Source organism: Enterobacter sp. MGH120, from assembly GCF_001037725.1.
Classification (GTDB): domain Bacteria; phylum Pseudomonadota; class Gammaproteobacteria; order Enterobacterales; family Enterobacteriaceae; genus Enterobacter; species Enterobacter hormaechei_C.
Genome location: NZ_KQ089940.1, coordinates 3,678,665 through 3,702,904, shown reverse-complemented (window position 1 = coordinate 3,702,904; position 24,240 = coordinate 3,678,665). Strand labels below are relative to the sequence as shown.

Here is a 24,240-nt window from a genome sequence, read left to right as displayed (position 1 = left end):
TTTCCTCCCGCGCTTAGCCAACGACCAGATTCAGCAGTTTACCAGGTACGTAGATCACTTTACGTACGGTAACGCCCTCAAGGTATTTCGCGACCAGATGCTCCTGGCCTGCGCGCTCGCGAACCTGTTCTTCGGTTGCGTCGACCGCGACGGTAATTTTACCGCGCACTTTACCGTTAACCTGCACCACCACCAGCGTGGTGTTTTCCACCATAGCGGATTCATCCGCCACTGGCCACGGCGCGTTGTCGATATCGCCTTCGCCTTTCAGCTCCTGCCACAGGGTGAAGCTAACGTGCGGCGTGAACGGGTTCAGCATGCGAACGACCGCCAGCAGCGCTTCACGCATTAAGGCGCGATCCTGCTCGCCGTCCTGCGGGGCTTTCGCCAGCTTGTTCATCAGTTCCATAATAGCCGCAATTGCGGTATTGAAGGTCTGACGACGACCAATATCATCGGTGACTTTCGCAATGGTTTTATGAACATCACGACGCAGCGCCTGCTGATCTTCGCTCAGTGCAGCCACGTTCAGCGCAGGCGCATCACCCTGAGAGGTGTGCTCGTACACCAGTTTCCAGACGCGTTTCAGGAAGCGGTTTGCCCCTTCAACGCCGGATTCCTGCCATTCCAGCGTCATATCTGCCGGGGAGGCGAACATCATGAACAGACGCACGGTGTCAGCGCCGTAACGCTCAACCATTACCTGCGGGTCGATACCGTTATTTTTCGACTTGGACATCTTGCTCATGCCGGTATACACCAGTTCATGACCTTCGGCGTCTTTCGCCTTCACGATACGGCCTTTCTCGTCGCGCTCCACAATCGCATCAACCGGAGAAACCCAGTTACGCTCGCCGTTCGCGCCAACGTAGTAGAACGCATCTGCCAGCACCATACCCTGACACAGCAGCTGTTTTGCCGGCTCGTCGGAGTTGACGAGGCCTGCGTCACGCATCAGTTTGTGGAAGAAGCGGAAGTAGAGCAGGTGCATGATGGCGTGTTCAATGCCACCGATGTAGATGTCTACCGGCAGCCAGTAGTTTGCTGCATCGGAATCCAGCATGCCTTCTTTGTACTGCGGGCAGGTGTAGCGCGCATAGTACCAGGAGGATTCCATAAAGGTGTCGAAGGTGTCGGTTTCACGCAGCGCTGGCTGACCGTTGACGGTGGTTTTCGCCCACTCAGGATCGGCTTTGATCGGGCTGGTGATGCCGTCCATGACCACGTCTTCCGGCAGGATCACCGGCAGCTGATCTTCCGGCGTTGGCATCACGGTGCCATCTTCCAGAGTCACCATTGGGATTGGCGCACCCCAGTAACGCTGACGGGAAACGCCCCAGTCGCGCAGACGGTAGTTCACTTTACGCTCGCCCACGCCCAGGGAGGCCAGCTTGTCGGCGATGGCGTTGAAGCCTTCTTCGAAGCTCAGGCCGCTGAACTCACCGGAGTTAAACAGGGTGCCTTTTTCAGTCAGCGCTTGCTCAGAGAGATCGGGCTCAGAGCCGTCAGCGGCAAGAATAACAGGCTTGATGGTCAGGCCGTATTTGGTGGCAAATTCGTAGTCGCGCTGGTCGTGACCCGGCACGGCCATCACTGCGCCTGTGCCGTATTCCATCAGTACGAAGTTGGCTGCCCAGACAGGGATCGCTTCGCCCGTCAGCGGGTGAATGGCTTTAAAGCCGGTATCAACGCCTTTTTTCTCCATCGTCGCCATGTCGGCTTCGGCCACTTTAGTATTGCGGCATTCGTCGATGAAGGTCGCCAGTTCCGGATTGTTTTCTGCCGCTTTCTGCGCCAGCGGGTGACCTGCGGCCACGGCCAGGTAGGTCGCGCCCATGAAGGTGTCCGGACGGGTGGTATAGACGGTCAGGGTCTGGTCGTAGTTCTCAACGTTGAAGGTAATTTCCACACCTTCGGAACGGCCGATCCAGTTGCGCTGCATGGTCTTAACGGTATCTGGCCAGTGGTCCAGATTATCCAGATCGTTCAGCAGTTCGTCAGCGTAGGCGGTGATTTTGATAAACCACTGTGGGATCTCTTTACGCTCTACTTTGGTGTCGCAGCGCCAGCAGCAGCCGTCGATAACCTGCTCGTTCGCGAGAACGGTCTGGTCATTCGGACACCAGTTAACGGCAGAGGTCTTCTTGTACACCAGGCCTTTTTTATACAGCTCGGTGAAGAATTTCTGCTCCCAGCGGTAGTATTCCGGGGTACAGGTTGCCAGCTCGCGGCTCCAGTCATAGCCAAAGCCCAGCATTTTCAGCTGGTTTTTCATGTACGCAATGTTGTCGTACGTCCACGGAGCCGGTGCCGTGTTGTTTTTCACCGCCGCGCCTTCAGCAGGCAGGCCGAACGCATCCCAGCCGATAGGCTGAAGAACGTTTTTGCCCAGCATACGCTGGTAGCGCGCAATCACGTCACCGATGGTGTAGTTACGCACGTGGCCCATGTGTAGTCGACCAGAAGGATAGGGAAGCATCGACAGGCAGTAATACTTCTCTTTGCTCTCGTCTTCGGTTACTTCAAAGGTGCGCTTCTCGTCCCAGTGTTGCTGGACTTTTGATTCTATCTCTTCCGGGCGGTATTGCTCTTGCATGGCAGCCAGTGGTCCTGTGTTCAATACAGCTACAAATGTAGCCAATGGATGTGGTAATTCAGATCCGCATAGCATAGCCCAAACGCCCGCGTCAAAACAGCCTTTCACGCAAATGCACTTTGCAGGAATTTACCGGGTCTGTGCTTCACCTGACAAAGCGGCGGCGAAATAAGGTCTATTATTAGAGACAGTTACTTACCCGGGAGGCAAAATGATGAACAAGGTTGCTCAATTTTACCGTGAACTGGTAGCGACTCTGACGGAACGGCTGCGTAACGGCGAGCGTGATATCGACGCGCTGGTCGAACAGGCACGCGCACGCGTGACGCAAACGGGTGAGTTAACGCGAACCGAAGTGGAAGAGGTGACGCGCGCCGTGCGCCGTGACCTGGAGGAGTTCGCGCGAAGCTATGAAGAGAGCCAGGACGAGATCGCCGACAGCGTTTTCATGCGGGTCATCAAAGAGAGCCTGTGGCAGGAGCTGGCGGATATTACCGATAAAACTCAGCTGGAATGGCGTGAGGTGTTTCAGGATTTAAACCACCACGGTGTCTATCACAGCGGCGAAGTAGTGGGGTTGGGGAACCTGGTGTGTGAGAAGTGCCACCATCATATCGCCGTTTATACGCCGGAGGTGTTGTCGCTGTGTCCGAAGTGCGGGCACGACCAGTTCCAGCGTCGGCCATTTGAGCCGTAGGTAAAAGCAAAACTGTTTGCACCCTCTCCCTGTGGGAGAGGGGCGGGGTGAGGGCATCAGGCCGCAGAATAATAAGCCAGCCGCTCCGCCAGCAAATCCACAAACGCTTCCCGATCGATATCCACCATTACCGTGGTATTCGGCTTGTTTCCCGTCAGCGAGTAATAGTCCACCACCGTCATTCCCTGGGTATATTTCCCCTGTGTTTCCACACCAGCCCAACGCTCGACCGTGGTAAACATTTCCGGCTTCAGCAGCCAGGCGATGGTGCATGGGTCATGCAGCGGGGCGCCGTGGAAGCCCCACTTCTCGGCTTTGTGATACTCCATAAAGAAGTCGAGCAGCTCGGCCACGGTCGTTGCAACCGGGTTGCCCACGGCGCGGAAGCGTTCAATATCGTCTGTCATAATCTGTGCCCGATGCGTCACGTCCAGCCCCGCCATCACAATCGGCAGGCCCGACTGGAAGACGATTTCCGCGGCTTCCGGGTCAACGAAGATGTTGAACTCTGCTGCTGGCGTCCAGTTCCCCAGCCCCATTGCCCCGCCCATGATGACGATACGGGCGATGTTGCTGTGCAGTTCAGGATGGCTGTTCAGCAGCAGCGCTACGTTGGTCTGCGGGCCGGTCGCCACCAACGTCACGGGCTCTGCGCTCTCACGCAGCACCTTCGCCATGAGCTCGACGGCAGTGCAGTTTTGCGGTGTGAAATTCGGCTCCGGTAGCGCCGGGCCATCCAGCCCACTTTCACCGTGAACATTATCCGCAATGATCAGCTCGCGCATCAGTGGCTTAACGGCGCCACCTGCGACCGGAATATCGGTGCGTTTCAGCAGCGTCAACATGCGCAACACGTTTCGCAAGGTTTTATCCGGCGTCTGGTTCCCGGCGGAGGAGGTGACAGCTTTTACGTCCAGTTCAGGGGAAGCAAGAGCAAGGACGAGTGCGATCGCGTCATCATGACCCGGATCGCAGTCGAGAATAATTGGCTGTGCCATAGCGTTCTCCATTCTCAGCATTATTTGTGACAAGGTTAACGCTGCGATGTGACGCCGAATAGAAAAAGAGATCTAAAGCGTGAAGCAGTGCGCAATCCGCAGATTGCGCACTAAAAAGATTAATGCAGGATTTTGGCGAGGAAGTCTTTTGCACGTTCAGATTTAGGATTTGCGAAGAACTCTTCTTTTGGTGAGTCTTCAACAATTTTCCCTTCATCCATGAAGATCACGCGGTTGGCCACTTTACGGGCGAAGCCCATTTCGTGCGTTACCACCATCATGGTCATCCCTTCGTGCGCCAGCTCCACCATGACGTCCAGCACTTCGTTGATCATCTCAGGGTCGAGCGCGGACGTCGGCTCATCAAACAGCATTGCCACCGGATCCATGCACAGCGCACGCGCGATTGCCACACGCTGCTGTTGGCCGCCCGAAAGCTGGGCCGGGAACTTATTCGCATGCGCAGACAGCCCGACGCGTTCCAGCAGCTTCAGCCCCTTTTCGCGCGCCGCTTTTTTGTCGCGCTTCAGCACTTTGACCTGCGCCAGCGTCAGGTTCTCAATGATGGACAGGTGAGGGAACAGCTCAAAATGCTGGAACACCATCCCTACGTGGGAGCGAAGCTGGGCAAGGTTGGTTTTGCGGTCATTTACTTTGGTGCCGTTAACGACAATCTCGCCCTGCTGGACAGGTTCCAGCCCATTAACGGTTTTGATAAGCGTGGACTTACCGGAACCGGACGGGCCGCATACCACTACCACATCGCCTTTTTTTACTTCTGTTGAGCAGTCGGTCAGCACCTGAAAGTGCCCATACCATTTAGAAACATTTTTCAGGGAAATCATTATACCGTCCTTTTCTTCAGCCAGCTGACCAACAGCGATGCGCTTAAACTAATCACAAAATAGACCCCGCCCGCGAAGAGGATCATCTCAACCTGCGTTCCGTCACGTTCGCCAATGGTGGAGGCGGTACGGAAGAAGTCTGCCAGACTCAGCACGTAGACCAGGGAGGTATCCTGGAACAGGACGATGCCCTGCGTCAGCAGCAGCGGAACCATGGCGCGAAACGCCTGCGGCAAAATAATGAGCTTCATGGACTGCCAGTGCGTCATACCGAGCGCCAGCGCAGCGCTGGACTGCCCGCGAGAGATACTCTGAATACCTGCGCGGATGATCTCTGAGTAGTAGGCGGCTTCAAACATGGAAAACGCCACCATGGCAGAGATCAGGCGGATATCGGTCTTTGGCGACAGTCCCAGTACGTTCTGTAAAAAGCCGGGAACAATCAGATAAAACCACAGCAGCACCATGACCAGTGGAATGGAGCGGAATACGTTAACGTAAGCCGTGGCAAACCAGGCGAGCGGCTTAAAGCTCGACAGGCGCATCACTGCCAGCAGGGTGCCCCAGACGATACCGACGATAATGGCGATAACGGTGATCTTTAAGGTGATTGCCAGTCCATCCAGCAGATAGGGCATGGAGGGAACAATGGAACTCCAGTCAAAATCGTACATTTATTTGCCCCCCAGATTGCCCGGCAGGCGTACTTTGCGTTCAACCAGGTTCATCACCAGCATGATGAAAGCGTTAATCAGAACATAGGCGAGCGTGATCGCCGTGAAGGATTCCCAGGCGTGAGCGGAGTAATCCAGCAGTTTGCCCGCCTGTGCCGCCATATCCACCAGACCGATGGTTGAGGCGATAGCCGAGTTTTTTACCAGGTTCATCATCTCGGACGTCATCGGCGGAACGATGACGCGGTAAGCGTTAGGCAGCAGTACGTAACGGTAGGCCTGGGGCAGAGTCAGGCCCATTGCCAGTGCCGCATTCTTTTGCCCGCGCGGCAGTGACTGTATGGCGGCACGTACCTGCTCGCAGACGCGCGCAGCGGTGAACAGCCCCAGACACAGCATAGAGGAGACAAAAAATTGTACGTTAGGATCCAGCTCGGCCTTAAACCACATGCCGAGATCTTCCGGCAGCAGTTCCGGGATCACCAGATACCAGGTAAAGAACTGCACGATCAGCGGAACGTTACGGAACAGTTCCACATAGAGCGTGCCAATCGAAGAGAGAAAACGGTTAGGGACGGTACGCAGAATACCGAACAGCGAACCGACAAGAAACGCGATAATCCACGCCGTTATCGATAACGCAACGGTAACCTGAAAGCCGCTCCACAGCCAGCCGAGATAGGTGGTGTTGCCGAACGGGGCTTGTTGCAGAAAGATGCCCCAGTTCCAGTCAATTGACATAGTAAACTCCAGAAAAAAAAGGGTAGCAGCGCTACCCTCGAAGATTGGTGAGAAGCTCAATTTTTGCGCTGAGTGGGGAACGACCACTCAACGTATAGTCTGTCCATGCTTCCCGACAATCGAGAGGGCAGGAGATCCCGCCCCTGTCGTTCTAATTAGTTAAGAGCTTTGTCGTTTGGTGATTTGAACAGCGCTTTCATGTCGTCAGACAGTTCAAAGTTCATGTTCAGGTTTTTTGGTGGAATTGGGTTCTTGAACCATTTGTCGAACCATTTTGCCGCTTCGCCGGAGGTTTGCGCCTGAGCGATGGTGTCATCGATCAGTTTCTTGAAGTCCTCGTCACCTTTACGCAGCATACAGCCGTAGGCTTCTTTCGACTGGGCGGTACCGACGATTTCCCAGTTGTCTGGTTTCTTCGCTTTCGCGCGCTCGCCTGCCAGAAGGGCGTCATCCATCATAAACGCGACAGCACGGCCGCTTTCCAGGGTACGGAAGGAGTCGCCATGGTCTTTCGCGCTGATGATGCGCATGTCCATTTTCTTCTCGTCGTTCAGCTTGTGCAGCAGCACTTCGGACGTGGTACCGGAGGTCACAACAACCGCTTTGCCTTTCAGGTCAGCAAAATCTTTGATGTCGCCGCCTTTCTTCGTCAGCAGGCGGGTGCCCACAACGAAGATGGTGTCCGAGAAAGCGGCCTGTTTCTGACGCTCAAGGTTGTTGGTGGTTGAGCCACATTCAAAATCAAATGTGCCGTTTTGCAGCAGAGGAATACGGTTTTGTGAAGTGATGGGAATCAGCTTCACTTGCAGGTCAGGTTTGTTCAGCTTTTTCTTCACGGCTTCAACGATGGCGTTGGAGTAATCCTGTGAATAGCCCACGACTTTTTGCGTGTTGTCGTAGTAAGAGAACGGGACAGAAGATTCACGGTGGCCGACCACGATCACGCCGTTTTTGGCAATCTTGTCGAGAGTGCTTCCTGCTGCCGGAGCGTCTTCAGCGTGGACAACCCCCGCAGACATTCCCATAACCAGCATTGCTGTGGCCAGTTTACGTAATTGCATACCCAACTCCTTTCTTATCAGCGCCAGTGACGCATAGATACCCATTGTGATGTTGTTATATCTCGCGCAATGCGAGTGCAGTGTTATGCAAGCTTGTTAACATTTAGTCTGGCTTAATGTAAAGATTTTGCTGCGTTATTGTTTATTTTTGCGAAGCGCGCCGCACCATTCAGAGGCAATAATCCCTCGTTGCACCGTTTCGGTGCTACCGATGATCTACGCTGGTGCGACAAAGTTGCACGTTAAGCCAGACAGCGTTGATGTGAATAAACAAAGCAACAGGCGTGCCAGAATTGAAGTTTGGGAGGAAATTGTCGGGTGGCGGCGCTGGAGAGTAGGCCGGGTAAGGCGTAGCCGCCACCCGGCAACAGAAGGTAAGGTTATTTACGACGCTGACGCAGGCTCATCAGTACTGCGCCAAAGCCGAACAGCAAGGTCAAAATCCACAGCGGCCAGTTCCCGGTGCGCGCGTAAGGCGTAAGCCCGGTAGTTGGCGTGACGTTAGTAGTCAGCACCTCACGGGTAAATTGCGGGATCATGGCCTGGATTTCACCCTGCGGACCAATCACGGCGGTAATGCCGTTATTGGTGCTGCGCAGCAACGGACGTGCCAGCTCCAGAGAGCGCATTCGCGCCATCTGGAAGTGCTGCCACGGGCCAATCGATTTACCGAACCACGCATCGTTTGAGATGGTCAGCAGATAGTCGGTGTCCGGGCGGAAATTATCGCGCACCTGCTCGCCGAGGATAATCTCGTAGCAAATGGCGGCCGTCAGGGCAAAACCGTGCGCATGCAGCTGCGGCTGAACGTAAGGGCCCCGGCTGAATGAGGACATCGGCAAATCAAAGAACGGTGCCAGTGGGCGCAGAATAGACTCCAGCGGAACAAATTCGCCAAACGGTACAAGGTGGTTTTTGTTGTAGCGATTGGTGGAGGTATAGCTGTATTCGCTGTCCTTACCGAGCGTAATGATCGTGTTGTACGTGTCATAGCGGTTCTGCTGATTGAGGCGCGCATCCACAATTCCGGTGATCAGCGTACTGCCGCGCGCACGCAGCAGATCGTCCATCATCTTCAGGAAGGGCTGCTGATTGATCTCCAGGTCCGGGATCGCAGACTCAGGCCAGATGATGAGCTGCGATTTGCCCATCACCTTTTCAGTGGCGTTGGCGTAGATTTTCAGCGTGTTCAGTAGCTGATTCTCATCCCATTTCAGGGACTGCGGGATATCGCCCTGGACCAGAGAAACCTGCGTGGCGCGCGCGGGCTCCAGCGTAAACCACTGGATATAACGCAGCGGGAAGGGCAGGGCAAACAGGATCAACGCGGCAACCAGCGGCTTCCAGTTACGTGTCACCAGAGCCAGCACCAGAAGGCCGCTGACCGCCATGAGCAGGAAGTTGATCGCCTCCACGCCCATGACCGGGGCCAGGCCTTTCAGCGGGCCGTCTACCTGGCTATAGCCGAACTGCAACCACGGGAAGCCGGTCAGTACCCAGCCGCGCAGAAATTCGGTGATTTGCCAGACAACGGGTGCCGCTATCGCCACGCGCAGCCAGGTCGTTTTTGGCCACAGGCGAGACAGGATGCCCGCGAACAGGCCGGTGTAGAGCGAGAGATAGGCGGCGAGCAGCACAACCAGGAAGACGTTAACCGGCCCCGGCATTCCGCCAAATTGCGCGATACTGACGTAGACCCAGTTGATACCAGAGCCGAACAGCCCCAGCCCCCAGAAGTAGCCAATGGCCGCGGCCTGTACCGGACGGTGGTTCAGGGTAAGACCCTGTAGCCCCATCAGGGAGAGAATAGCGGCTGGCCAGATATCGTAAGGAGAAAAAGCCAGCGTACCGCTGGCTCCGAGTAACAACGCCAGCAGCAAACGGACGCGCTGGCGTTCAAAGAGTGGGGCAAATGCCATTTACATTAATCTTCCAGTTTTGGCACCGGTGAGTCGTCCGGCATTCTGACGTGAACCTGAATAATACGTCGGCTGTCAGCCATTGCGACCTTGAACTGGTAACCATCGATGTCAACGGTTTCACCGCGGGCCGGAAGATGGCCGAAGGCCTGCATCACCAGGCCACCAATGGTGTCCACTTCTTCATCGCTGAAGCTGGTGCCAAAGGTATCGTTGAAGTCTTCAATGGAGGCCAGCGCGCGCACGGTCCAGGTGTGGCGGCTCAGCTGACGGAAGTCGATATCCTCTTCTTCGTCATACTCATCTTCGATTTCGCCCACGATCAGCTCAAGGATGTCTTCGATTGTGACCAGACCGGAAACGCCACCAAATTCATCAATAACAATCGCCATGTGATAGCGCTGGGAGCGAAACTCCTTCAGCATCCGATCCACACGTTTACTTTCCGGCACAACCACGGCCGGGCGTAACACCTTTTCCATACTGAAGGCTTCGGCATCGCTGCGCATAAACGGCAGCAGATCTTTCGCCATCAAAATCCCTTCAATGTGATCTTTGTCTTCGCTGATGACCGGGAAACGTGAGTGAGCCGATTCGATAATCACATCGAGGCACTCGTCCAGCGTCTGGTTGCGTTTCAGGGTAATCATCTGCGAGCGGGGGATCATGATGTCGCGGACGCGCTGGTCGGCGATGTCCATCACCCCTTCGAGCATTTCGCGCGTATCTTCGTCGATAAGGTCGTTCTGCCCGGAATCACGAATCAGCTCCAGCAGTTCATCACGGTTTTTCGGTTCGCCGTGGAAAAGCTGGTTCAGAATGAGGGAGAAAAATCCCTTTTTAGTGGTTGTCGTGTCGCTACTGTGTGAATTGTCGTCGCTCATGGCGTTTGTTAAGGGTTCTCTTGTTAGTTCAATGTTAACCGCCGCGCTATGTCCCTGCGCGGCGGCATGGTAGTCAGTGACTGACTATTCTTTCTCGGCAATGTACGGATCCTCATAGCCCAGAGCAAGCATTATCTCTGTCTCGAGGGATTCCATCTCTTCCGCTTCGTCATCTTCAATATGGTCGTAACCCAGAAGATGCAGGCTACCGTGCACCACCATGTGTGCCCAGTGCGCTTCCAGCGGCTTTTGCTGCTCTTTGGCTTCCTGCTCAACCACCTGACGGCAGATGATCAGATCGCCCAGCAGCGGCATCTCAATGCCCGGAGGGGCTTCGAACGGGAAAGAGAGCACGTTGGTCGGCTTATCTTTCCCGCGGTAGGTCAGGTTGAGCTCATGGCTTTCTGCTTCATCCACCAGGCGAATCGTGACCTCTGATTCTTCCTGAAACTGGGGGATAACGGCATCCAGCCATTTCTGAAACTGTGCCTCTTCTGGCATGCCGGAATTATCATCACAGGCCAGCTGTAAATCGAGGATCACCTGACTCATTTCTGTTCATGCTCCTGCGCTTCGCGCTTACGTTCTGCGGCCAGTTCGGCCCTGCGCTTCTGATCTGCCTCTTCCCAGGCCTCATAAGCGTTAACGATACGCGCGACCACCGGATGGCGTACCACGTCTTCACTGTGGAAGAAGTTAAAGCTGATTTCCTCTACCTCGGCCAGGACTTCGATGGCGTGACGCAGACCCGATTTGGTGTTACGCGGCAGGTCAATCTGGGTGACGTCACCGGTGATAACCGCTTTCGAGTTAAAGCCAATACGCGTCAGGAACATCTTCATCTGTTCGATGGTGGTGTTCTGGCTCTCATCCAGAATGATGAACGCGTCGTTAAGCGTACGGCCACGCATGTAGGCCAGCGGAGCAACTTCAATCACGTTACGCTCGATGAGCTTTTCAACTTTCTCGAAGCCGAGCATTTCGAACAGCGCGTCATACAGCGGGCGCAGGTAGGGATCTACTTTCTGACTCAAATCGCCCGGCAGGAAGCCCAGTTTTTCACCGGCTTCAACAGCAGGGCGGGTCAGCAGGATACGGCGGATCTCCTGACGCTCGAGCGCATCAACCGCAGCGGCAACCGCCAGATAGGTTTTACCCGTACCCGCCGGGCCTACACCGAAGGTGATGTCGTGGTCGAGAATGTTGGCGATGTACTGCGCCTGGTTCGGGGTACGAGGCTTAATCACGCCGCGTTTAGTTTTGATGTTGATGGCTTTGCCATAGTCCGGCACGCTCTCCGCGCTCTGCTCAAGCACGCGCGCCTCTTTAATGGCCAGGTGGATCTGTTCAGGTTCAATATCCTGGATCTCACCGCGCATCGGGGCGGTATCAACATACAGGCTGCGGAGAATATCCGCCGCGGCGTTGACGCAGATTGGGCGTCCGGTGAGTTTGAAATGGTTATCGCGACGATTGATTTCGATACCCAGACGTCGCTCAAGTTGTTTGATGTTGTCATCAAACGGCCCGCACAGGCTCAGCAGGCGAGCGTTGTCTGCTGGCTCAAGGCTAATTTCACGCGTATCTATGTTCAAACTGTTCCTCTTTGAGTAGTTAACTGACTCGCCGCCACACGGCGTAATAAAACGGTCATTACCGAAATTATTCACGCCACACAATAAAGGCGCAAGCGTTGCGGTAGATATTGGGGGTGATGAGAGGAAATACAAGGCCTGCCGGACAGGCAGGCCAGAAGGATCAAGGCTGGTAAATACCTACGCCAGAGTCGTTGACTTTGCGGGTGCGAGAGATAATGGATTCCGGCGTCTCGGCAATACGCAGACCCATTTCGTCCTCAGTGCGTACCACCTTCCCGCGCAGCGAGTTCGTGAGTACTTCGACAATCTCGACGTCCACAAACTTACCGATCATGTCCGGGGTGCCTTCAAAATTCACCACGCGGTTATTTTCGGTTCGACCAGACAGTTCCATGACGCTCTTACGGGAGGTGCCTTCCACCAGAATACGCTGGACAGTGCCGAGCATACGACGACTCCAGGCGTTGGCCTGCTGGTTGATACGCTCCTGTAGAATATACAGACGCTGCTTTTTCTCTTCTTCCGGCACATCGTCAACCATATCGGCCGCAGGGGTGCCCGGGCGCGCAGAGAAGATAAAGCTGTAGCTGACGTCGAAATTCACCTCGCCGATGAGCTTCATGGTGCGCTCAAAGTCATCAGCGGTTTCGCCAGGGAAGCCGACGATAAAGTCGGAGCTAATCTGGATACCCGGGCGCGCTTCACGCAGCTTGCGGATGGTGGACTTATACTCGAGCACCGTATGTGGACGACCCATCAGGTTCAGCACGCGGTCAGAGCCGCACTGGATCGGCAGGTGCAGGAAGCTCACCAGCTCTGGCGTATCGCGATAGACGTCAATAATGTCGTCGGTAAATTCCATCGGATGGCTGGTGGTAAAGCGAATGCGGTCGATGCCGTCAATCGCCGCCACCAGACGTAGCAGTTCAGCAAAGCTGCCGGTGGTACCGTCGTAGTTTTCCCCGCGCCAGGCGTTCACGTTCTGACCCAGCAGGTTCACTTCACGAACGCCCTGCGCGGCAAGCTGCGCGATTTCAAACAGGATATCGTCTGCCGGGCGGCTCACTTCTTCACCGCGGGTGTAAGGCACCACGCAGTAAGTACAGTATTTGTTGCAGCCTTCCATGATGGAGACGAAGGCGGTCGGGCCATCAGCGCGCGGCTCTGGCAGACGGTCAAATTTCTCGATCTCCGGGAAGCTCACGTCAACCACCGGGCTACGGCTGCCGCGAACCTGATTAATCATCTCTGGCAGGCGGTGCAGGGTCTGAGGGCCAAAAACGATATCCACATAGGGGGCTCTCTGGCGGATCAGCTTACCTTCCTGCGATGCGACGCAGCCACCCACGCCAATAATCAGGTCCGGATTTTTCCGTTTGAGAAGCTTCCAGCGGCCTAACACATGAAAAACTTTTTCCTGTGCTTTTTCACGAATTGAACAGGTGTTCAGCAGCAGCACATCGGCTTCTTTCGCATTTTCAGTCAGCTGGTATCCGTGGGTGGTATCCAGCAGATCGGCCATCTTCGATGAATCGTATTCGTTCATCTGACAGCCCCAGGTTTTTATATGGAGTTTTTTAGTCATCGACTTGCTCAGCTCAGGATTGCAAGCCGCGTATTGTAATGCTTTGGTGCGGTTGTGACCAGTATGAAGGTTGTCAACCTCAGGGCCGCAAAAATCCGGTAAACTTAAGGTATTCTCCAATAAGGAATAGTGACCATGACACTCCTGAACACCGAAGTTGCCGTTGTTGGCGGCGGTATGGTCGGCGGCGCACTGGCGCTGGGGCTGGCGCAGCAGGGATTTGACGTAACCGTTATTGAACAGGCGGCTCCGCCGGCATTCGATCCTGCCAGCCAACCGGACGTGCGTATTTCCGCCATCAGCGCGGCCTCTGTTGATCTGCTTCGCGGGCTGGGCGTCTGGGAGGCGGTGCTGGCGATGCGCGCGCACCCATACAGCCGTCTTGAAACCTGGGAGTGGGAAAATGCTCACGTGTCGTTTGATGCCGCCGAGCTGAAACTGCCGCGCCTGGGCTATATGGTGGAAAACAACGTGCTCCAGCAGGCACTCTGGCAGGCGCTAGAGGCGCACCCGAAGGTGACGCTGCGCGTTCCGGACTCGCTGAAAGGCCTGCATCGTCATGAGGGCGGGTATCTCCTGACGCTGGACAACGACGATGAGCTGGCCGTGAAGCTGGTGGTGGGGGCGGATGGCGCGAACTCGCAGGTCAGGCAGATGGCAGGCATTGGGATCCATGCCTGGCAGTACCAGCAGTCCTGCATGCTGATCACCGTTCAGTCAGAAAACGCGCCGGGCGAAAGCACCTGGCAGCATTTTACGCCGAACGGCCCGCATGCATTCTTACCGCTGTTTGATAACTGGGCCTCGCTGGTGTGGTACGACAAACCGGCGCGCATTCGACAGTTGCAGGGGCTGTCCATGGATCAGTTGCAGCGCGAAATTCGCCAGCACTTCCCGAGTCGTCTGGGTAACGTGACCCCGGTTGCCGCCGGCGCATTCCCGCTGATGCGACGCCATGCGTTACAGTATGCCCGTGAAGGACTGGTGCTGGTGGGAGATGCGGCGCACACCATTCATCCGCTGGCGGGGCAGGGGGTGAATCTGGGATACCGTGACGTCGATGCGTTACTGGATGTGCTGGGTAACGCTCGCGCCCACGCGGAAGCCTGGGCCAGCCATCAGGTACTGAAGCGCTACCAGACGCGCCGTATGGCGGATAACTTCATTATGCAGTCGGGGATGGATCTGTTCTATGCCGGGTTCAGCAATGATGTTGGTCCGGTGCGTATAGTGCGCAATATTGGATTGATGGCGGCGGAGCGTGCCGGTGGGCTGAAGCGTCAGGCCCTGAAATACGCCCTCGGACTCTGATCTTTATTCCCTCTCCCCGTGGGAGAGGGTTAGGGTGAGGGCATCAGGCCGCACTATTCTGAACAACAAAAACAAAAAAGCCCGCAGAGCGGGCTTGTTTGTTTTAAGTGGCTGGGGTGCAGGGATTCGAACCCCGGAATGCTGGTATCAGAAACCAGAGCCTTACCGCTTGGCGACACCCCAATTGCGTTAAACAAACTGCTTAACGACTTTAAAGTGGCTGGGGTACGAGGATTCGAACCTCGGAATGCCGGAATCAGAATCCGGTGCCTTACCGCTTGGCGATACCCCAACAATGTTAAGTTTACCGAATCGTATTCGATAACATAAATATGGTGGCTACGACGGGATTCGAACCTGTGACCCCATCATTATGAGTGATGTGCTCTAACCAACTGAGCTACGTAGCCAGTACTGCAATCTTCGATGGCTGGGGTACCTGGATTCGAACCAGGGAATGCCGGTATCAAAAACCGGTGCCTTACCGCTTGGCGATACCCCAATACCGCGGAGAACCGCATAATCGAAGAAATATGGCTGGGGTACCTGGATTCGAACCAGGGAATGCCGGTATCAAAAACCGGTGCCTTACCGCTTGGCGATACCCCATCCGTGCAACGCTTACCTGGGAATGGTGCGGGAGGCGAGACTTGAACTCGCACACCTTGCGGCGCCAGAACCTAAATCTGGTGCGTCTACCAATTTCGCCACTCCCGCAAAAAAGATGGTGGCTACGACGGGATTCGAACCTGTGACCCCATCATTATGAGTGATGTGCTCTAACCAACTGAGCTACGTAGCCATCTTTTTTTCGCGTTACCTTATCGGCGTTGCGGGGCGCATTATGCGTATAGACCCTTGCAGCGTCAACACCTTTTTCAATGAAAATAGCCGGAATGTGACTGTTTGGTTAGGTTGCGAACAGCGAGGCCGAATATTCGACAATTATTGGTTATTAATCGATTTTATGCGGAGAAAAGAGAGGCAAAAAAATCAGGCCCCGGAGGGCCTGATGATACTCTGAACATTATTTATAGGCAGACTGGTGAACGCCCACCGCGCGTCCTGACGGATCGTTCATCGCTTTGAATGATTCATCCCATTCAATGGCTTTAGCAGAAGAGCAGGCGACCGATGGGCCACCCGGTACGCACTCTGCTGCGCTTGGAACCGGGAACAGCTCCTCAAAGATCTCACGGTACAAATACGCTTCTTTCGAGGCTGGCGTGTTGTACGGGAAACGGAAGCTCGCAGTTTCCAGTTGTTGATCAGAAACCTGTTTCGCCGCCACCTCTTTCAGGGTGTCGATCCAGCTGTAACCCACGCCATCCGAGAACTGCTCTTTCTGACGCCACGCCACGCTCGCCGGCAGGTAGGATTCAAAACATTCACGCAGGATATGTTTCTCCATTTTGCCGTTGCCGCACATTTTGTCCTGCGGGTTGATGCGCATCGCCACATCAAGGAATTTCTTATCGAGGAACGGCACGCGGGCTTCCACACCCCAGGCGGACATCGCTTTGTTGGCGCGCGCGCAGTCAAACATGTGCAGCGCCTGTAGCTTACGCACCGTTTCTTCATGCAGCTCTTTGGCGTTTGGCGCTTTGTGGAAATAGAGGTAACCGCCAAACACTTCGTCAGAACCCTCGCCGGAGAGCACCATCTTGATGCCCATCGCTTTGATCTTCCGCGACATCAAATACATCGGTGTGGAGGCGCGAATGGTGGTCACATCATAGGTTTCAATGTGATAGATCACATCGCGGATCGCATCCAGACCTTCCTGTACGGTGAAGTGAATTTCATGGTGCACCGTGCCGAGATGATTTGCCACTTCCTGGGCGGCTTTCAGGTCAGGTGCCCCTTCCAGACCCACGGCAAAGGAGTGCAGCTGCGGCCACCAGGCTTCAGAGCGCTCCTGATCTTCCACGCGACGTGCGGCGAATTTCTTGGTGATCGCGGAGATCACGGAGGAGTCCAGACCGCCGGAGAGCAGTACGCCGTAAGGTACGTCTGACATCAGGTGGCTTTTCACTGACTCTTCCAAGGCCTGACGCAGTTCGGCTTTGTCCGTCACGTTGTCTTTCACCGCCTCATAATCAAACCAGTCGCGCTGGTAGTACGGGCGGATCTCGCCGTCTTTACTCCACAGGTAGCTACCTGCCGGGAACTCTTTGATGGTGCGGCACACCGGTACCAGGGCTTTCATCTCTGAGGCAACGTAGAAGTTGCCGTGCTCATCGTGTCCCATGTACAGCGGGATAATACCGATATGGTCGCGGCCAATCAGGTAAGCGTCTTTTTCGCTGTCGTACAGCGCGAAGGCGAACATACCTTGCAGATCGTCGAGGAACTCCGGGCCTTTCTCCTGATACAGCGCCAGGATCACTTCGCAGTCTGAGCCGGTCTGAAACGCGTAGCGATCGCCGTACTCGGCGCGCAGCGCCTGATGGTTGTAAATTTCACCGTTAACAGCCAGCGCGTGCGTTTTTTTCTCATTATACAGCGGCTGTGCGCCAGCGTTGACATCAACAATGGAGAGACGTTCGTGAGCCAGAATCGCTTTATCGCTGGCGTATACGCCTGACCAGTCCGGACCGCGATGGCGCATCAGGCGGGACAATTCGAGTGCTTTTTTACGCAGTTCGCCCGCGTCAGTTTTAATATCCAGTACGCCAAAAATAGAACACATAACCTTCTCCGTTAACCCTGTTGCGTTGTGATGTTGCTTGCTTATGAAAATGCCGCAAAAGGGGGAGGGGGCGCAAGCGTTTTACCGATGAAAACGTAAAAAGTGCAATGGCGATTGCCGAATCTTAAAAAAAGAGTATGTCTTAAGCAATTCTATTGATGATTTCTCAATGAAGGGCTGATTTCGTTAGATGAAGTGATGTTTTCAGACGGCAGAAATGAAAAACCACGCTCTTAGGCGTGGTTCTGAATCAAATAACGTCGATTTCGTCGACAGAAGGGTAAATCCAGCTTGGCCGGAACGGCATCGTATCAATGTCATCAAGCTGTGAAACGCCAGAAAGCACCAGGATGGTTTCAAGCCCCGCCTGGAAGCCAGCCAGAATATCGGTACGCAGGTTGTCGCCCACAATGACGGTTTCTTCTGAGTGTGCCTGCATCGTATTCAGTGCGGCGCGGATGATCCACGGGCTCGGTTTACCGACAACAAACGGCTTACGACCCGAGATTTTTTCGATACCGGCGCAAAGCGCACCGCAGGCGGGATAAAAACCACGACCGTGCGTGTCCGGGTTGGTGGCGATAAAACGCGCACCGTTGGCGACAAAGTAGGCTGCCTTATGCATCATCTCCCAGTTAAAGGAGCGCGTTTCGCCCACGATGACAAAGTCCGGGTTCACGTCGGTGATGGTGAAGCCCGCTTTATACAGCTCGTGGATCAGCGCACCTTCACCAACCACATAGGCTTTTTTGCCTTCCTGACGCTTCAGGAAATCCGCGGTCGCCATCGCAGAGGTATAGAACACGCTGTCCGGGACGTTGACGCCTGCGGTAGCAAAGCGGTTTGCCAGATCCTGACCAGTCTGTGAAGGGTAGTTCGTGAGAAGAACCAGTGGCATTCCTTTGTCGATGATGCGGTGAAGAAACTCCGCAGCACCCGGCACGGCAACGTTGTCGTGCATCAGCACGCCGTCGATATCACAAATTACATTCTTAATGGTCATGGACAATCCGACATCAAAAAAAGAAGGCGTTACTATAAGGTCCGATCAGGATTCCAGCAAATGTTGCAGCAGGATCCCGTTGAGCATGGCACGTTTTACCAGGGCGAATGCGCCAATTGCCGAGCGGTGATCGAGCGTAGATCGCACCACCGGCAAATTCTGGCGAAATGCCTTCAGCGCCTGGGTATTGATGCAGCCTTCAATGGCGGGCAGTAACACTTTTTCGGCTTCAACGATCTCGCCGGCAATCACCACTTTCTGCGGATTAAACAGGTTGATGGCAATGGCGATGGTCTTACCCAGGTGGCGTCCTACCTGTTCGATCACTTCGCAGGCCAGCGCATCGCCTTTGTTTGCCGCTTTGCAGATGGCGCCGATCTTACAATCGTCCAGCGTGACGCGGCTCTGGTAACCCTGCTCCAGCAGATGGCGAACGCGATGTTCAATGGCGGCATTGGCGGCAACGGTTTCAAGACAGCCAAAGTTACCGCAGTGGCAGCGCTCGCCAAGCGGTTCCACCTGGATATGACCAATCTCGCCTACGTTACCGTTACGGCCAATAAAAATGCGGCCATTCGAGATGATGCCCGCACCTGTACCACGGTGAACGCGCACCAGAATAGAGTCTTCGCAGTCCTGGCTCGCACCAAAGTAGTGCTCCGCCAGCGCCAGCGAGCGAATATCGTGACCAACAAAGCAGGTCAGCTTGAAGCGCTTTTCCAGCGCCTCAACCAGCCCCCAGTTCTCTACCTTAATATGCGGCATGTAGCGAATAACGCCGCTTTCCGGGTCAACCAGGCCGGGCAAAATCACCGAGATGGCGATGAGTTCACGGATCTTGCGCTGACAGCTTTCGATGAAATGCGCAATGGTATTCAGCAACGCGTGTTCAAGCGTCTCCTGCGTGCGCTCAGGAAGGGGGTAGTGTTCTTCGGCAATGGCCTTGCTGCTCAGATCGTAGAGCGTAAGCGTGGTGTCATGACGTCCTAAGCGAACGCCAATGGCCTGAAAATTGCGGGTTTCCGTGACGATGGAAATCGCGCGGCGGCCCCCGGTGGAGGCCTGCTGATCGACTTCTTTGATCAGGCCGCGCTCAATAAGCTGACGTGTAATTTTTGTCACGCTGGCGGGAGCAAGCTGGCTTTGTTCGGCTATCTGAATGCGTGAGATTGGCCCGTGCTGGTCAATCAGGCGATAAACCGCCGCGCTGTTAAGTTGTTTAACGAGATCGACATTACCGATTTGAGCTTGTCCGCCTGGTGTCATACTTTTACTTACTCAGTGACGACCTCGTTACCATTAACGATGGTCTTAATAATTTTATAATCGTGTGTGAACGCCGTCAGGTTTGCAACCATACCTGGCGCAATACCGCCGAGCTGTTTATCGACGCCAATGGCGCGCGCCGGATAAAGCGTGGCCATGCGCAGCACTTCCTCAAGCGCGATGCCGCAATGTTCAACGAGGTTACGTACCCCTTCGATCATCGTCAGAGAAGAACCGCTCAGCGTGCCGTTCTCATCAACACACAGTCCATTCCGGTAGTATATTGTTTTACCAGCAAAAATGAACTGCTCAATATTCGCTCCTGCCGGAGCGGTAGCATCCGTTACCAGGCAGAGCTTGTCGCCTTTCAGACGCTTGGCGTTGCGGATGTTGGTGTAATCGACATGCAAGCCGTCGGCGATAATGCCGCAGTAGACGTCTGGTTCATCCAGAATGGCGCCAACCAGTCCCGGTTCGCGGCCAGTAATATAGGGCATCGCGTTATAAAGGTGTGTGGCAAACGTAATGCCTGCGCGGAAACCGGCCTTCGCCTCTTTCAGCGTCGCGTTCGAATGGCCCGCAGACACCACAATCCCGGCGGCGGCCAGTTTGCTGATGACCTCCGTGCCGGTCATTTCCGGGGCCAGCGTTACTTTGGCGATCACATCGGCATTGGCGCACATGTAATCCACCAGCTCGGCATCCGGTTTGCGCACGTAGTTTGGGTTATGGGTGCCTTTCTTGACCATGTTCAGCCAGGGTCCTTCCAGGTGCAGGCCCAGCGCCTGATTCGGATGTTTTGTCAGGTATTCGCGCATGACGCGGATACCCTGTTTCATCAGGTCATCGCTGCTGGTGATCAGCGTTGGCAGATAGCTGGTGCAGCCCGATTTCTCGTTGGCTTTTTGCATGATTTCCAGCGTTTCAACCGATACCGCCTCTGCGGTATCGTTAAACTGGACACCGCCGCAGCCGTTAAGCTGTACGTCGATGAAACCGGGGGAGATTACTGCTCCATTGAGGGAACGCTGTTCGATCTCCGGCGGCAGTTCCGCCAGCGGGCAAACACGTTCAATCAGGCCATTGGCGATTACAATCGCATGGTCATCCAGAATTTCATGGCCGGTATAAATCCGACCGTGGGTTAAAGCGTACATATCGACCCCCGGTTAAAAAAAGCGACCGCCCCGGATATAAAGAGGCGGTTATTCAATTACAGACCTTTGATGTTCTCAGCTTCCAGCTCGTTGAAGTATTTCAGCGTTTTCACTTTCAGCTCCATGGTGGACGGTTCGTCACACACGACAACCGCTTTTGGATGCAGCTGTAAGCAGCTGATCGTCCACATATGGTTCACGTTGCCTTCAACGGCAGCCTGAAGCGCTTGCGCTTTCACCGCGCCCAGCACCAGAATCATCACTTCTTCGGCATCCAGCAGCGTGCCCACGCCCACGGTCAGCGCGTATTTAGGCACCTGATTGACGTCGCCGTCAAAGAAGCGGGAGTTAGCCACGCGCGTATCATGGGTCAGCGTTTTAATACGAGTACGGGAAGCCAGTGAAGATGCCGGTTCGTTGAACGCGATATGACCATCGTTGCCTACGCCGCCCATAAACAGGTGGATTTTACCGTAGGAACGGATTTTTTCTTCATACTGACGGCATTCTGCGTCAATATCAGGCGCGTTTCCATTCAGCAGGTTAATGTTTTCAGCCGGAATATCAACGTGATCGAAGAAATTACGGTGCATAAAGCTGTGGTAACTTTCCGGATGTTCCTTCGGCAGGCCGACATATTCGTCCATGTTGAAGGTCACAACGTGTTTAAAGCTAACCTGGCCCGCTTTGTGCATTTCAACCAGTGCTTTATACGCGGTCAGGGGCGTGCCGCCGGTTGGAAGACCGAGAACGAAAGGACGATCGGCTGTTGGTTTGAACGCGTTGATGCGGTTAACGATATGACGAGCAGCCCATTTTCCGACTTGTTCAGCTGTTGCCAGGGGAATCAGTCTCATTATTCACCTCTAAAGTTTAAGTAAAAGTGGGCGGATGATTAGTGCAACCTGAACTAAGCGTAACCTGGAACCTTTCAGGCCGGATCAATCCGTCTTGATTTTTTGAATGATAAAATAAGTTTTCGTCGTTAGCCAGTGAAAGGGAGGGTTTAATACGATATTTGGTGACAATAATCACAAAAAATAGGTGTTTAATTTGCGATACGAATTAATTTTTCACACACTCACACTGCCAGTGAATCATCAACTGTATCTATCGTTCGTGACACAATAAAAACATAGTTTATGCGCGAGTCTTAACAAAGGGTCTCGTAGGGGGAATAGGATGAATATTTTAGGTTTTTTCCAGCGCCTCGGTAGGGCTTTGCAGCTCCCTATCGCCGTGCTACCGGTTGCAGCGTTGCTGCTGCGATTCGGGCAACCCGATCTTCTTAACGTGCCGTTTATCGCCCAGGCAGGCGGCGCAATTTTTGACAACCTGGCGCTGATTTTCGCCATCGGTGTGGCGTCAAGCTGGTCAAAAGACAGCGCTGGTGCCGCGGCACTGGCAGGGGCTGTCGGTTACTTCATCCTCACGAAAGCGATGGTAACCATCAACCCTGAAATCAATATGGGTGTGCTGGCAGGTATCATTACCGGCCTGGTGGGTGGCGCCGTGTACAACCGTTGGGCAGGTATCAAACTTCCTGACTTCCTGAGCTTCTTCGGCGGTAAACGTTTTGTGCCGATTGCGACGGGCTTTTTCTGTCTGATCCTCGCCGCCATCTTTGGCTACGTTTGGCCACCGGTGCAGCATGCTATCCATGCGGGTGGCGAATGGATCGTGTCTGCGGGCGCAATGGGCGCGGGCATCTTCGGTTTCATTAACCGTCTGCTGATCCCAACCGGTCTGCATCAGGTACTGAACACCATCGCCTGGTTCCAGATTGGTGAGTTCACCAACGCGGCCGGCGCGGTATTCCACGGTGATATCAACCGCTTCTACGCAGGCGACGGCACCGCGGGCATGTTCATGTCTGGCTTCTTCCCAATCATGATGTTTGGTCTGCCTGGCGCGGCGCTGGCAATGTACCTGGCTGCGCCGAAAGCGCGTCGCCCAATGGTTGGCGGGATGCTGCTGTCCGTTGCGATCACCGCCTTCCTGACCGGCGTGACCGAGCCACTGGAATTCCTGTTCATGTTCCTGGCTCCGCTGCTGTATCTGATGCACGCGATCCTGACCGGTATCAGCCTGTTCGTCGCCACCCTTCTGGGTATCCATGCTGGCTTCTCCTTCTCCGCAGGCGCCATCGACTATGTGTTGATGTACAACCTGCCGGCGGCAAGCAGCAACGTCTGGATCCTGATGGTGATGGGCCTGATCTTCTTCGTTATCTACTTCGTTCTGTTCAGCGCGGTTATTCGTATGTTTAACCTGAAGACGCCGGGCCGCGAAGATACGAAAGATGATGTTGTGACCAGTGAAGCCAACAGCAATACCGAAGAGGGTTTAACCCAGCTGGCAACCAACTACATTGCCGCTGTGGGTGGCACCGACAACCTGAAAGCGATCGATGCCTGTATTACCCGTCTGCGTCTGACCGTAGGTGACTCCGCGCGCGTGAGCGATGCAATGTGCAAACGCCTGGGTGCGTCTGGTGTGGTGAAACTGAACAAACAAACCATCCAGGTTATCGTGGGTGCGAAAGCCGAATCTATCGGCGATGAAATGAAAAAAGTGGTTGCCCGTGGGCCGGTCGCTGCCGCCTCAACGGATAACGCGCCAGTGGCTGACGCGCCGGTTGCAAAACCGCAGGCTGTGCCAAACGCGGTGACCATCGCTGCGCTGGTTTCTCCGGTGACAGGTGACGTTGTTGCGCTTGAGCAGGTGCCTGACGAAGCGTTCGCCAGCAAAGCGGTCGGTGACGGCGTGGCGGTGAAACCAACGGACAAAACCGTGGTCTCTCCGGCTGCCGGTACTATCGTGAAAATCTTCAACACCAACCACGCGTTCTGCCTGGAAACGGAAAAAGGCGCGGAGATCGTTGTCCATATGGGTATCGATACCGTTGCGCTGAACGGTCAGGGCTTTACTCGTCTGGTGGAAGAGGGTGCTGAAGTGGCGGCAGGTCAGCCGATTCTGGAAATGGATCTGGACTTCCTGAATGCCAACGCGCGCTCCATGATAAGCCCGGTCGTGTGCAGTAACATCGACGACTTCAGCGGTCTGGTGATCCAGGCGCAGGGTCAGGTGGTTGCAGGCCAGACGCCACTGTATGAGATTAAAGGCAAGTAATCGCTCCTGAGTAGAGTTATGCCTTTAGCGGCGGGGGATATCCTCCGCCGCTTTTTTTTGCAGCAATTGCCCCCATTATTT

19 protein-coding genes and 7 tRNA genes are annotated in these 24,240 nt (G+C 54.8%); 3 read left to right on the top strand and 23 right to left on the bottom strand.

Going from position 1 to position 24,240, the window contains the following annotated elements; genetic code table 11:
• Window positions 1-13: 13 nt before the first annotated feature.
• A complete protein-coding gene (leuS, locus tag SK54_RS17320) occupies window positions 14-2,596 on the bottom strand; it encodes a leucine--tRNA ligase (RefSeq protein ID WP_015571136.1) in 2,583 nt (860 codons plus the stop codon).
• Between the two features lie 214 nt (window positions 2,597-2,810).
• Here leuS and SK54_RS17315 point away from each other — a divergent pair, with 214 nt between their 5' ends.
• Window positions 2,811-3,293 carry a zinc ribbon-containing protein gene (locus SK54_RS17315; protein WP_003858689.1) on the top strand — a complete coding sequence of 161 codons (483 nt, stop codon included), beginning with the start codon at window positions 2,811-2,813 and terminating at the stop codon, window positions 3,291-3,293.
• Window positions 3,294-3,349: 56 nt separating this feature from the next.
• Here SK54_RS17315 and rihA read toward each other — a convergent pair whose 3' ends face one another.
• The 10 genes from rihA to miaB all read right to left on the bottom strand — a co-directional run bounded on the left by rihA (window position 3,350) and on the right by miaB (window position 13,598).
• Window positions 3,350-4,291 (bottom strand): pyrimidine-specific ribonucleoside hydrolase RihA, encoded by a 942-nt coding sequence (gene rihA / locus SK54_RS17310; protein WP_047732912.1) that lies wholly within the window; start codon window positions 4,289-4,291, stop codon window positions 3,350-3,352.
• A 119-nt stretch (window positions 4,292-4,410) separates the two neighbouring features.
• On the bottom strand, window positions 4,411-5,136 hold the full coding sequence (locus SK54_RS17305; protein ID WP_017382465.1) for an amino acid ABC transporter ATP-binding protein: 726 nt from the start codon (window positions 5,134-5,136) through the stop codon (window positions 4,411-4,413).
• A complete protein-coding gene (gltK, locus tag SK54_RS17300; protein WP_003858686.1) occupies window positions 5,136-5,810 on the bottom strand; it encodes a glutamate/aspartate ABC transporter permease GltK in 675 nt (224 codons plus the stop codon). Before gltK ends, SK54_RS17305 begins: the two co-directional genes overlap by 1 nt.
• On the bottom strand, window positions 5,811-6,551 hold the full coding sequence (gene gltJ, locus SK54_RS17295) for a glutamate/aspartate ABC transporter permease GltJ (protein ID WP_015571133.1): 741 nt from the start codon (window positions 6,549-6,551) through the stop codon (window positions 5,811-5,813).
• Between the two features lie 155 nt (window positions 6,552-6,706).
• Complete coding sequence (locus SK54_RS17290) at window positions 6,707-7,612, bottom strand: amino acid ABC transporter substrate-binding protein (protein ID WP_003858681.1); 906 nt, start codon at window positions 7,610-7,612, stop codon at window positions 6,707-6,709.
• Window positions 7,613-7,992: 380 nt separating this feature from the next.
• Window positions 7,993-9,531 carry an apolipoprotein N-acyltransferase gene (gene lnt / locus SK54_RS17285; RefSeq protein ID WP_048247657.1) on the bottom strand — a complete coding sequence of 513 codons (1,539 nt, stop codon included), beginning with the start codon at window positions 9,529-9,531 and terminating at the stop codon, window positions 7,993-7,995.
• A 5-nt stretch (window positions 9,532-9,536) separates the two neighbouring features.
• Window positions 9,537-10,415: a CNNM family magnesium/cobalt transport protein CorC gene (gene corC, locus SK54_RS17280; RefSeq protein ID WP_003858679.1), complete on the bottom strand. Its 879-nt coding sequence runs from the start codon at window positions 10,413-10,415 to the stop codon at window positions 9,537-9,539.
• An 84-nt stretch (window positions 10,416-10,499) separates the two neighbouring features.
• On the bottom strand, window positions 10,500-10,967 hold the full coding sequence (gene ybeY, locus SK54_RS17275) for an rRNA maturation RNase YbeY (protein WP_017694310.1): 468 nt from the start codon (window positions 10,965-10,967) through the stop codon (window positions 10,500-10,502).
• Window positions 10,964-12,010, bottom strand: a complete 1,047-nt coding sequence (locus SK54_RS17270) for a PhoH family protein (RefSeq protein WP_003858674.1) — start codon at window positions 12,008-12,010, stop codon at window positions 10,964-10,966. The genes ybeY and SK54_RS17270 overlap by 4 nt, the downstream gene beginning before the upstream one ends.
• Before the next feature lie 163 nt (window positions 12,011-12,173).
• The gene (gene miaB, locus SK54_RS17265) at window positions 12,174-13,598 is read right to left on the bottom strand and encodes a tRNA (N6-isopentenyl adenosine(37)-C2)-methylthiotransferase MiaB (protein ID WP_048247655.1); all 1,425 of its coding nucleotides are present in this window, start codon (window positions 13,596-13,598) and stop codon (window positions 12,174-12,176) included.
• A 135-nt stretch (window positions 13,599-13,733) separates the two neighbouring features.
• On the opposite strand from miaB, the gene ubiF reads away from it, so the two are divergent.
• Window positions 13,734-14,909 (top strand): 3-demethoxyubiquinol 3-hydroxylase, encoded by a 1,176-nt coding sequence (gene ubiF / locus SK54_RS17260; protein ID WP_003858670.1) that lies wholly within the window; start codon window positions 13,734-13,736, stop codon window positions 14,907-14,909.
• Window positions 14,910-15,017: 108 nt separating this feature from the next.
• Here the strand turns inward: ubiF and SK54_RS17255 are convergent.
• From SK54_RS17255 to nagB, 12 genes are all read right to left on the bottom strand, one after another.
• Window positions 15,018-15,092: transfer RNA gene (locus SK54_RS17255), tRNA-Gln, on the bottom strand.
• A gap of 34 nt (window positions 15,093-15,126) precedes the next feature.
• A tRNA-Gln gene (locus SK54_RS17250) sits at window positions 15,127-15,201 on the bottom strand.
• Window positions 15,202-15,242: 41 nt separating this feature from the next.
• Window positions 15,243-15,319 (bottom strand) — tRNA-Met (locus SK54_RS17245).
• A gap of 17 nt (window positions 15,320-15,336) precedes the next feature.
• Window positions 15,337-15,411: transfer RNA gene (locus SK54_RS17240), tRNA-Gln, on the bottom strand.
• Window positions 15,412-15,443: 32 nt separating this feature from the next.
• A tRNA-Gln gene (locus SK54_RS17235) sits at window positions 15,444-15,518 on the bottom strand.
• A 23-nt stretch (window positions 15,519-15,541) separates the two neighbouring features.
• Window positions 15,542-15,626 (bottom strand) — tRNA-Leu (locus tag SK54_RS17230).
• Window positions 15,627-15,634: 8 nt separating this feature from the next.
• Window positions 15,635-15,711, bottom strand: a tRNA-Met gene (locus tag SK54_RS17225).
• Window positions 15,712-15,936: 225 nt separating this feature from the next.
• On the bottom strand, window positions 15,937-17,601 hold the full coding sequence (asnB, locus tag SK54_RS17215; protein ID WP_015571128.1) for an asparagine synthase B: 1,665 nt from the start codon (window positions 17,599-17,601) through the stop codon (window positions 15,937-15,939).
• Window positions 17,602-17,851: 250 nt separating this feature from the next.
• Entirely contained in the window at window positions 17,852-18,604 is a 753-nt protein-coding gene (gene nagD / locus SK54_RS17210) for a ribonucleotide monophosphatase NagD (RefSeq protein ID WP_003858667.1), read from the bottom strand.
• Window positions 18,605-18,649: 45 nt separating this feature from the next.
• The gene (locus SK54_RS17205) at window positions 18,650-19,870 is read right to left on the bottom strand and encodes a DNA-binding transcriptional regulator NagC (protein ID WP_006809613.1); all 1,221 of its coding nucleotides are present in this window, start codon (window positions 19,868-19,870) and stop codon (window positions 18,650-18,652) included.
• A gap of 8 nt (window positions 19,871-19,878) precedes the next feature.
• Entirely contained in the window at window positions 19,879-21,027 is a 1,149-nt protein-coding gene (gene nagA, locus SK54_RS17200; protein ID WP_032102591.1) for an N-acetylglucosamine-6-phosphate deacetylase, read from the bottom strand.
• A 56-nt stretch (window positions 21,028-21,083) separates the two neighbouring features.
• Window positions 21,084-21,884 carry a glucosamine-6-phosphate deaminase gene (gene nagB / locus SK54_RS17195; protein WP_003858663.1) on the bottom strand — a complete coding sequence of 267 codons (801 nt, stop codon included), beginning with the start codon at window positions 21,882-21,884 and terminating at the stop codon, window positions 21,084-21,086.
• A gap of 325 nt (window positions 21,885-22,209) precedes the next feature.
• Between nagB and nagE the strand changes: the two genes are divergently transcribed.
• The gene (gene nagE / locus SK54_RS17190; RefSeq protein ID WP_017382457.1) at window positions 22,210-24,159 is read left to right on the top strand and encodes a PTS N-acetyl glucosamine transporter subunit IIABC; all 1,950 of its coding nucleotides are present in this window, start codon (window positions 22,210-22,212) and stop codon (window positions 24,157-24,159) included.
• The last annotated feature ends 81 nt before the right edge of the window (window positions 24,160-24,240 follow it).

Excerpts from the sequence above, each read along its gene's own strand:
- ubiF (WP_003858670.1), top strand. The coding sequence starts at position 13,734 with ATGACACTCCTGAACACCGAAGTTGCCGTTGTTGGCGGCGGTATGGTC.
- miaB (WP_048247655.1), bottom strand. The coding sequence starts at position 13,598 with ATGACTAAAAAACTCCATATAAAAACCTGGGGCTGTCAGATGAACGAA.
- gltK (WP_003858686.1), bottom strand. The coding sequence starts at position 5,810 with ATGTACGATTTTGACTGGAGTTCCATTGTTCCCTCCATGCCCTATCTG.
- asnB (WP_015571128.1), bottom strand. The coding sequence starts at position 17,601 with ATGTGTTCTATTTTTGGCGTACTGGATATTAAAACTGACGCGGGCGAA.
- rihA (WP_047732912.1), bottom strand. The coding sequence starts at position 4,291 with ATGGCACAGCCAATTATTCTCGACTGCGATCCGGGTCATGATGACGCG.
- SK54_RS17315 (WP_003858689.1), top strand. The coding sequence starts at position 2,811 with ATGAACAAGGTTGCTCAATTTTACCGTGAACTGGTAGCGACTCTGACG.
- nagB (WP_003858663.1), bottom strand. The coding sequence starts at position 21,884 with ATGAGACTGATTCCCCTGGCAACAGCTGAACAAGTCGGAAAATGGGCT.
- leuS (WP_015571136.1), bottom strand. The coding sequence starts at position 2,596 with ATGCAAGAGCAATACCGCCCGGAAGAGATAGAATCAAAAGTCCAGCAA.
- SK54_RS17290 (WP_003858681.1), bottom strand. The coding sequence starts at position 7,612 with ATGCAATTACGTAAACTGGCCACAGCAATGCTGGTTATGGGAATGTCT.
- SK54_RS17305 (WP_017382465.1), bottom strand. The coding sequence starts at position 5,136 with ATGATTTCCCTGAAAAATGTTTCTAAATGGTATGGGCACTTTCAGGTG.
- nagA (WP_032102591.1), bottom strand. The coding sequence starts at position 21,027 with ATGTACGCTTTAACCCACGGTCGGATTTATACCGGCCATGAAATTCTG.
- ybeY (WP_017694310.1), bottom strand. The coding sequence starts at position 10,967 with ATGAGTCAGGTGATCCTCGATTTACAGCTGGCCTGTGATGATAATTCC.
- corC (WP_003858679.1), bottom strand. The coding sequence starts at position 10,415 with ATGAGCGACGACAATTCACACAGTAGCGACACGACAACCACTAAAAAG.
- SK54_RS17205 (WP_006809613.1), bottom strand. The coding sequence starts at position 19,870 with ATGACACCAGGCGGACAAGCTCAAATCGGTAATGTCGATCTCGTTAAA.
- gltJ (WP_015571133.1), bottom strand. The coding sequence starts at position 6,551 with ATGTCAATTGACTGGAACTGGGGCATCTTTCTGCAACAAGCCCCGTTC.
- lnt (WP_048247657.1), bottom strand. The coding sequence starts at position 9,531 with ATGGCATTTGCCCCACTCTTTGAACGCCAGCGCGTCCGTTTGCTGCTG.
- nagD (WP_003858667.1), bottom strand. The coding sequence starts at position 18,604 with ATGACCATTAAGAATGTAATTTGTGATATCGACGGCGTGCTGATGCAC.
- nagE (WP_017382457.1), top strand. The coding sequence starts at position 22,210 with ATGAATATTTTAGGTTTTTTCCAGCGCCTCGGTAGGGCTTTGCAGCTC.